The organism is Mesorhizobium sp. M8A.F.Ca.ET.207.01.1.1, from assembly GCF_004794715.1.
In the GTDB taxonomy this organism is placed as follows: domain Bacteria; phylum Pseudomonadota; class Alphaproteobacteria; order Rhizobiales; family Rhizobiaceae; genus Mesorhizobium.
Genome location: NZ_SRUS01000013.1, coordinates 195,685 through 202,295 on the forward strand (window position 1 = coordinate 195,685; position 6,611 = coordinate 202,295).

Sequence of the window (6,611 nt, forward strand, 5' to 3'; positions counted from 1 at the left end):
ATGTCACTTCTGTACTAGGATTTCGGAACAACGAGGCGCGCCAGAGCTTAGGCTTTGAATTCAGCGAGAGGTTACGATGCGCGCACTCACCTGGCACGGCAAACATGACATTCGTTGCGAGAGCGTGCCCGACCCCACGATCGAAGCGCCTACGGACGCGATTATCAAGGTCACCTCCTGCGCCATCTGCGGCTCCGATCTCCACCTCTACAATGGCGTTATTCCCGACATGCACAGCGGCGATGTGCTCGGCCACGAGAACATGGGCGAGGTTGTCGAAGTCGGATCCAGCGTCTCCAACCTAAAGGTTGGCGACCGCGTCGTGGTGCCGTTCGTCATCGCCTGTGGCGAGTGCTTCTTCTGCAAGCGCGGCGCCTTCTCCGGCTGCGAGCGGTCCAATCCGCAGAAAAGCAAGGAAAAGGCTCAGACATTGTGGGGTCATTCGCCAGCTGGCCTTTTTGGCTACTCGCACCTCCTCGGTGGTTTCCCTGGCGGCCAGGCGGAGTATCTTCGCGTACCCTACGCCGATGTCGGGCCGATCAAGGTGCCGGCAGGCCTGAGCGACGAACAGGTGCTATTCCTCTCCGACATTTTTCCAACTGGCTACATGGCGGCGGACTTCTGCGACATCCAACAGGGTGACACGATCGCCATTTGGGGCTGCGGCCCGGTGGGACAGATGGCGATCAGGAGCGCGTTTCTGCTTGGGGCAGAGCGCGTTATCGCCATTGATACGGTTCCGGAGCGATTGGAACTGGCGCGCGCCGCCGGCGCCATCACAGTCGATTTCCTGGATGAAGATGTCTACGACCGCATCCAGGAGTTGACCAAAGGGCGCGGAGCAGACGCCAGTATCGATGCGGTCGGTACCGAGCCGCTGGCCAATTCCAGCTTCTACGCGATGGTCGACCGGGTGAAGGTCGCGACCTTCATGGGCACGGACCGGCCGCATGTCCTGCGTCAGGCAATCCACTGCACGCGCAACTTTGGCACGGTCTCCATTGTCGGCGTCTACGGCGGATTTCTCGACAAGATCCCATTTGGATCCGCCATCAACCGGGGTCTGACGATGCGCATGGCCCAGACGCCGGTACAGGGCTATTTGTCGAAACTTCTTGTTCATATCGAGAACGGCGACATCGACCCATCCTTCGTGATCACCCACACGGCGAGCCTCGAGGAGGGCCCTGACCTCTACAAGATGTTCAACGACAAGAAGGACGGCTGCATCAAAGTCGTTCTCAAGCCCTGACGACGGAGGTAGCACATGTCTGATCCCTCACGACCCCTCGCCATCGTCACCGGCGCCTTTAGCGGCATTGGCCTCGAACTTGCGAAACTCGCGATTGAACAGGGATATGATCTTACCATCGCTGCCGACGAACGCGATATCCACGAGGCCGCCAGGACGCTCAAGGCCCAGGGAGCCAAGGTTCAAGCCGTTCAGGCTTCCACCACCGAGGGTGTCGACCAACGCTATGATGCCCCGCGCGACCTAGGGCGTCCGGTCGAAATCCTGATCGCAAACGCCGGATGTGGCCTCGGCCACGCCTTTCTCGACCAGGATATTGACGAGGCCAAGCGCGTTGTCGACATCAACATCGTCGCGATCTACCTAACGCAAAAGGTCGGATGTGACATGCGCGAACCAAACCGGGGCAAAATACTTCTCACCGGCTCGGTTGCCGGTTTCATGCCGGGCTCTCGCTTCTTCGAAAGGGCCGATATGCTCGATACCAACGTCGGTCAGCAGGAGAAAGTCGATCCCGCCGATGTCGAAAGCAGGTTGGGACGCGATGATGCGGGGCGATGGCGACACTGTCAGCGGCCTGAAACAAAATCCAGTCCGCAGTCGCCAACGGTACGCCAGCGCGCCTGCTTGCCGAGCAGCATCGGAAGATGGCCGAGCCCGGTTCGGCTGACGACTAGTGCGTGAGCCCAATCCGCCGACTCTTGCGTGTCCCCGAGACAACGAGGATTCGAACTACAACATGAGGTGCGACTGTCTCATAGTCGGCGGCGGCCCGGCCGGGTTGGCGGCGGCGACATACCTCGGGCGGTTTCGCCGTCGGGTCATCGTCGTCGACGCCGGGGAAAGCCGCGCGAAATGGATTCCCGTCAGTTACAATTGTCCTGGTTATCCCGACGGCATCGTCGGCGTCGACCTGCTTGAACGCCTGCGGCAGCAGGCGCTGATGTGTAACGTTGACCTCATCAACGATACAGTGACGGCGCTGCTGCGCGAAGGAGATGATTTCGTCGCCGCGGCATCCTTTCCTATTCGGGCGCGCGCGGTGCTCATCGCCACCGGCATAGTCGATACGCTTCCTCCCATTCCGGATGTGGCCAACATGATCGCAAGTGGCGCGCTGCGGCTATGCCCGATTTGCGACGCCTACGAGGTTGTCGATAAACGCGTCGCCGTAATCGGCCCTGCAGACCGGGCTGCAAAGGAGGCCGTCTTCCTGCGGACTTATTCCAGAGACGTCACTTTGCTCGTGACTGATCCGATATCTGACCTTAACCCCGCCGCGTGTGAACTGCTCCACGGGGCTGACGTCACGGTGCAAGAATGCCTCCCGGATTCGATACGCGCAGAGGACCAAAAGGTTCGTGTAAGTCTTCTAGACGGGAGGACGCTTTCCTTCGACACGATCTATCCCGCCATGGGTTGCACCATGCGCTCAAAGCTCGCCATCGATCTCGGCGCGGCATTCGACGAGGCCGGCAATCTGGTCGTGGACTCACACCAGCGCACCGGCATAGCGGGCCTCTATGCAGCAGGCGACGTCGTCGACGAAATCAACCAGATCGCGGTGGCCTTTGGGCACGCGGCGATCGCCGCCGTCGCCATGCACCGCTATCTTGCGACCACCGACTAGGAAAACTGGGCGCGTTGCGGGCGGAAATGGTCGGTTCGGGGGTCGGCCCTCATGTTGAACGTTTCGGAACTTTTGGTTCGCTGGGCGCTTGTTGAGCATGCTCTTCACGACTCGGTGAACGGCAGCGCACATAAACCTCTCGACACTGATTTGCAGATCGGCCGGTCCGTAGGGCCGGCCATTGTCCCATTCAAGTCTGTCTCCATTGTTATTGTGCAGTGCAGCAACGATATTGCTGCGAGTGCGTTGCACACACGCCGTCCAATCCCGGGCGTCAAAAACAAGGACGGCTCAATTGCGAAAAGTCTCCGATAAGATCGCGCGCCTTGCAGCACTGCGCGGGCTACAAGGCACACATCCCACCTCTTTCACATCCGCCGATCGCCTCTCCCCCCTAGTAAATTTCGGCTCCAATCCTGGTGTCTTGCAGGCACAATATTATATGCCCGCTGACCTCCCGGATGGGGCGCCGCTGGTCGTTGTGCTGCACGGTTGCACCCAGAATGCAGCCAGTTACGACCATCAGTCGGGGTGGTCGCAACTCGCTGACGAGGCCGGTTTCGCGCTTCTCTACCCCGAGCAGCAACGCGCCAACAATCCGAAGCTCTGCTTCAACTGGTTCCTGCCGGCAGACATTACGCGCGATCGTGGCGAGGTCTTCTCGATCCGGCAGATGATCGAGACAGTGGTCGTTGCCCACGGCCTGGACCGAAAGCAAATATTCGTCACCGGTCTTTCAGCCGGCGGCGCAATGGCCGCCGCGATGCTCGCTACTTATCCTGAGGTGTTCGCCGGCGGCGGCATCATTGCCGGGATGCCCTTCAGCTGCGCGACAACCATTCCGGCAGCGTTCGATCGGATGCGTGGCCACGGCATCCCTTCTGATAAGGAGTTGCAGCGGCTCTTGCGAAAAGCTTCCAAGCACAATGGGCAGTGGCCCAAGATTTCGATCTGGCACGGCTCCGGCGATCATATTGTGGCCTCTACCAACGCGGAATCCATCGCGGCCCAGTGGCGCGACGTGCACAAACTCGACACGGCGCCCACGCATTCGACAAGCGAGCGCGCACGAAGCCGGCGGGTCTGGGCTGACGAAGCAGGCGAGGCGAAGATCGAGATCAATATGATTGCAGGTATGGGCCACGGTACCCCCATCGGCAACGGCGTTGGCACGGCCGGGCCTTACATGCTCGATGTAGGAATTTCATCAACCGAGGAGTTGGCGCGGTTCTGGGCTCTCGGCGATGCCGTTGACGCGAGAGGGTCAGCGAGGGCTAGGTCCGCGCCGAGGCCTGCTGAGCCGAGGGTCGAGAGAAAGCCATCAGCATTTGATCTTCGGCCAGCGGCCGTGGAGCCGGCTAAGGCCAGGCTTGCAGAACCAGATCGCATAGATGTGGGGTTATCGAAGGGTCGAGCGGTGAGGAAGGTCATCGAGGACGCTCTGCGTGCCGCGGGCCTGATGCGGTAGGAGAGCGCAAACCCTTAAGGTTCCGTAAGCACGGCTAAGCGCAGTAGAGGCTCTGAACTAAGGAACGCGGTAGCTTTGTAATCGGATCCTTCTCGCCCGCGCCGACAACACCGGCCAGCCTTTCGACGTTCGGATATTTGTCGCCCATTATTTTGCCTCTATCGGTGGAAAGCGCACCCTGGACGCGGGGTTGCGAGCCCGTCACCTACGCATTCCACAAAGCAGTAGTCAACCTCCCTGCACGACTTCCTCGGCCACTCGGTGAACAACCCCTGCGCCGCTTTTGTCCCATGAGAAGAATGGTCGCGACCGTCGAATAGCGGCATTGCCCATCAGTCGGCCGGTCGTTGCTGTCCGGTAGGCGTACGGTGCCCCCGGATAACTCTGCGTAATCATCGATGGCGAGGAAGGGCTTGTGCACCATTTGGGGAGCCAAGCGATCATCTACCCCAGGCAGTAGAAACCTAAGCAGACCGAGAAGGCTGCGGGAGCCTCTCATGTGGCGCTTGCAACGACGCGGTGGCCGGCGGCGCTGGCGTAGCCAATGACCCAGTCTCTTGGCCGTCCCCAAAAAGGCGGCCTAGGCGAGATGGCCGCGCAAGGTCACTTCCAAGGCCAGCGAGACGGTGGAAATCAAGGCAGGCGCACGGTCAAATTTTCTCGGCGATGGAACTTCCCGACGGATTGCGGGTTCGCCGGTATAGGGACGACTGAGGCCCATTCCGGCCTGTGCAATTTGCAGGCAAGCGCCTCGCCAACAGGAGACGTCCATGAAACATCAGACACTTGAAGAACTGCATGGGGTCGCGGAAGTCGAAGAATCCTTCCCGGCCATGACGCGGCGTGAGCGTTTGGAACATTGGGCCATGCTGCTCGAACGAAATCCCGAGCGGTGTCTCGCCGCCTTCCCCGGGACGGAATACATGACCTTGGGTGTGCGCGAGAAAGCCCAGTCCCTCGGCTCCGCGATCAGCATCGCTTTCGCCGATCCAATGTTGTGCGCGCAAGGATTGAAGAACGATACGTATGGCGAAGCGAAGCGCTTCTTCGACCTAGCGGATTGGCAGTTGCACGCTATAGTTTGCCATTGCCATGTCGGCGGGACGATGAAAGCCGGATGGGCCGCAGTTCAAGTCCGATCTGCCATCGACAAGGAAGGCAAGGCTTTCAGCAAATTGCGCGACGCCATGGCGCATTGGCCAGTATTCCGCATCCTAACTCACGCAAGTGAGTAAGAGACGCCTCAGGAAACTGAAAGAGGCAGCGGTCGGAAAAGGTCCAAGCACGTGACCGACGGTATTTTGGACCTGAGATCGCCAACCGTGAAAAAACGGGCGAGCGTCGCTCGTTTCCTTTTGCCTCATGGAGCTAGCTGCCGAGCATGTTCCTCGGAAGTGGTCCGCTGAGATCCGCAGCGTAGCGTGCTTGCTATGTATCTTGTCCAAATACTGTTGCCCCGCTCAGACAACCAGGGTGAACCCTTCCCCCGAACGGATTTCGACCGCGTGAAAGAAGAATTGGCCGCCCGCTTCGATGGGGTGACCGCCTATCTCCAGGCGCCTGCGGAGGGTCTTTGGAAGGACGGCGGAGAAACAGACCGGGACGATATCGTCGTCTTCGAGGTGATGACGCCGAAGGTGGACGCTTTGGAATGGCAGCGTCGACGCAGCGATCTAGAGCGCCGCTTCCGGCAGGATAAAATTGTGGTCCGCTACTCGAAGATAACGGTCCTTTGAAGCTTATTGTCTTGGGCTCGTCGGCCTCGGATACGTTCCAGACTGCCCTTTTATGCGACCTTCGAAACACGAATGGCGAACGTTGAGAGGGCGTTCTGTGTTTTGACGTCAACAAGCCTGCCCATTCCGCAGTTCCCTGATCATCAGCAATGGCATGAACGGCGCCGAAAGCCGAATGACAGTTCGCGACTTCGGGATGGCGATAGCGGACGTTTCGCATGGGGGGCTTGGAAGTCCCGCCTGACCCTCGGGATCCGGAACTATCGGACCAGACGACATGCCAATTCAACGGAATTGGTGGGCCCACGCTTGCTCAGCCAGCAACCCGAGCGGGCAGCAAAGCACTTGCCTATTTGGTATGCTGGTATAATATGTACCTGACATAGCGTGTTCCCGAGGTACCGTGGGCACGATCCCCAAGGCTGCGCAGCAGAAGGCAGCGTTGATCTCTGCCACGAGTTCCTCGAACGCATATTTTCTGGAGCCCGAAGGGCCGGAGCAGTCACGGGCCAAGCGTGAACTGTG

6 protein-coding genes and 1 pseudogene are annotated in these 6,611 nt (G+C 59.6%); 6 read left to right on the top strand and 1 reads right to left on the bottom strand.

Annotated features, from left to right (window positions below; translation table 11 throughout):
• The first annotated feature begins 76 nt into the window (after positions 1 to 76).
• From EN850_RS29935 to EN850_RS29960, 6 genes and pseudogenes are all read left to right on the top strand, one after another.
• Positions 77 to 1,252, top strand: coding sequence for a zinc-dependent alcohol dehydrogenase (locus tag EN850_RS29935; RefSeq protein WP_135880775.1), 1,176 nt, complete (start codon positions 77 to 79; stop codon positions 1,250 to 1,252).
• A gap of 15 nt (positions 1,253 to 1,267) precedes the next feature.
• Positions 1,268 to 1,929: pseudogene (locus EN850_RS29940) on the top strand (SDR family NAD(P)-dependent oxidoreductase).
• A 62-nt stretch (positions 1,930 to 1,991) separates the two neighbouring features.
• Entirely contained in the window at positions 1,992 to 2,882 is an 891-nt protein-coding gene (locus tag EN850_RS29945; protein ID WP_135906959.1) for an NAD(P)/FAD-dependent oxidoreductase, read from the top strand.
• Between the two features lie 295 nt (positions 2,883 to 3,177).
• Complete coding sequence (locus tag EN850_RS29950) at positions 3,178 to 4,350, top strand: PHB depolymerase family esterase (protein WP_135918172.1); 1,173 nt, start codon at positions 3,178 to 3,180, stop codon at positions 4,348 to 4,350.
• Positions 4,351 to 5,120: 770 nt separating this feature from the next.
• A complete protein-coding gene (locus EN850_RS29955; protein WP_135880779.1) occupies positions 5,121 to 5,585 on the top strand; it encodes a hypothetical protein in 465 nt (154 codons plus the stop codon).
• Positions 5,586 to 5,855: 270 nt separating this feature from the next.
• Positions 5,856 to 6,086: a hypothetical protein gene (locus tag EN850_RS29960; RefSeq protein ID WP_335930848.1), complete on the top strand. Its 231-nt coding sequence runs from the start codon at positions 5,856 to 5,858 to the stop codon at positions 6,084 to 6,086.
• 285 nt (positions 6,087 to 6,371) lie between these two features.
• Here EN850_RS29960 and EN850_RS37785 read toward each other — a convergent pair.
• Positions 6,372 to 6,611: zincin-like metallopeptidase domain-containing protein (locus EN850_RS37785; protein WP_272483034.1), on the bottom strand; the 240-nt coding region annotated here is incomplete at its 5' end.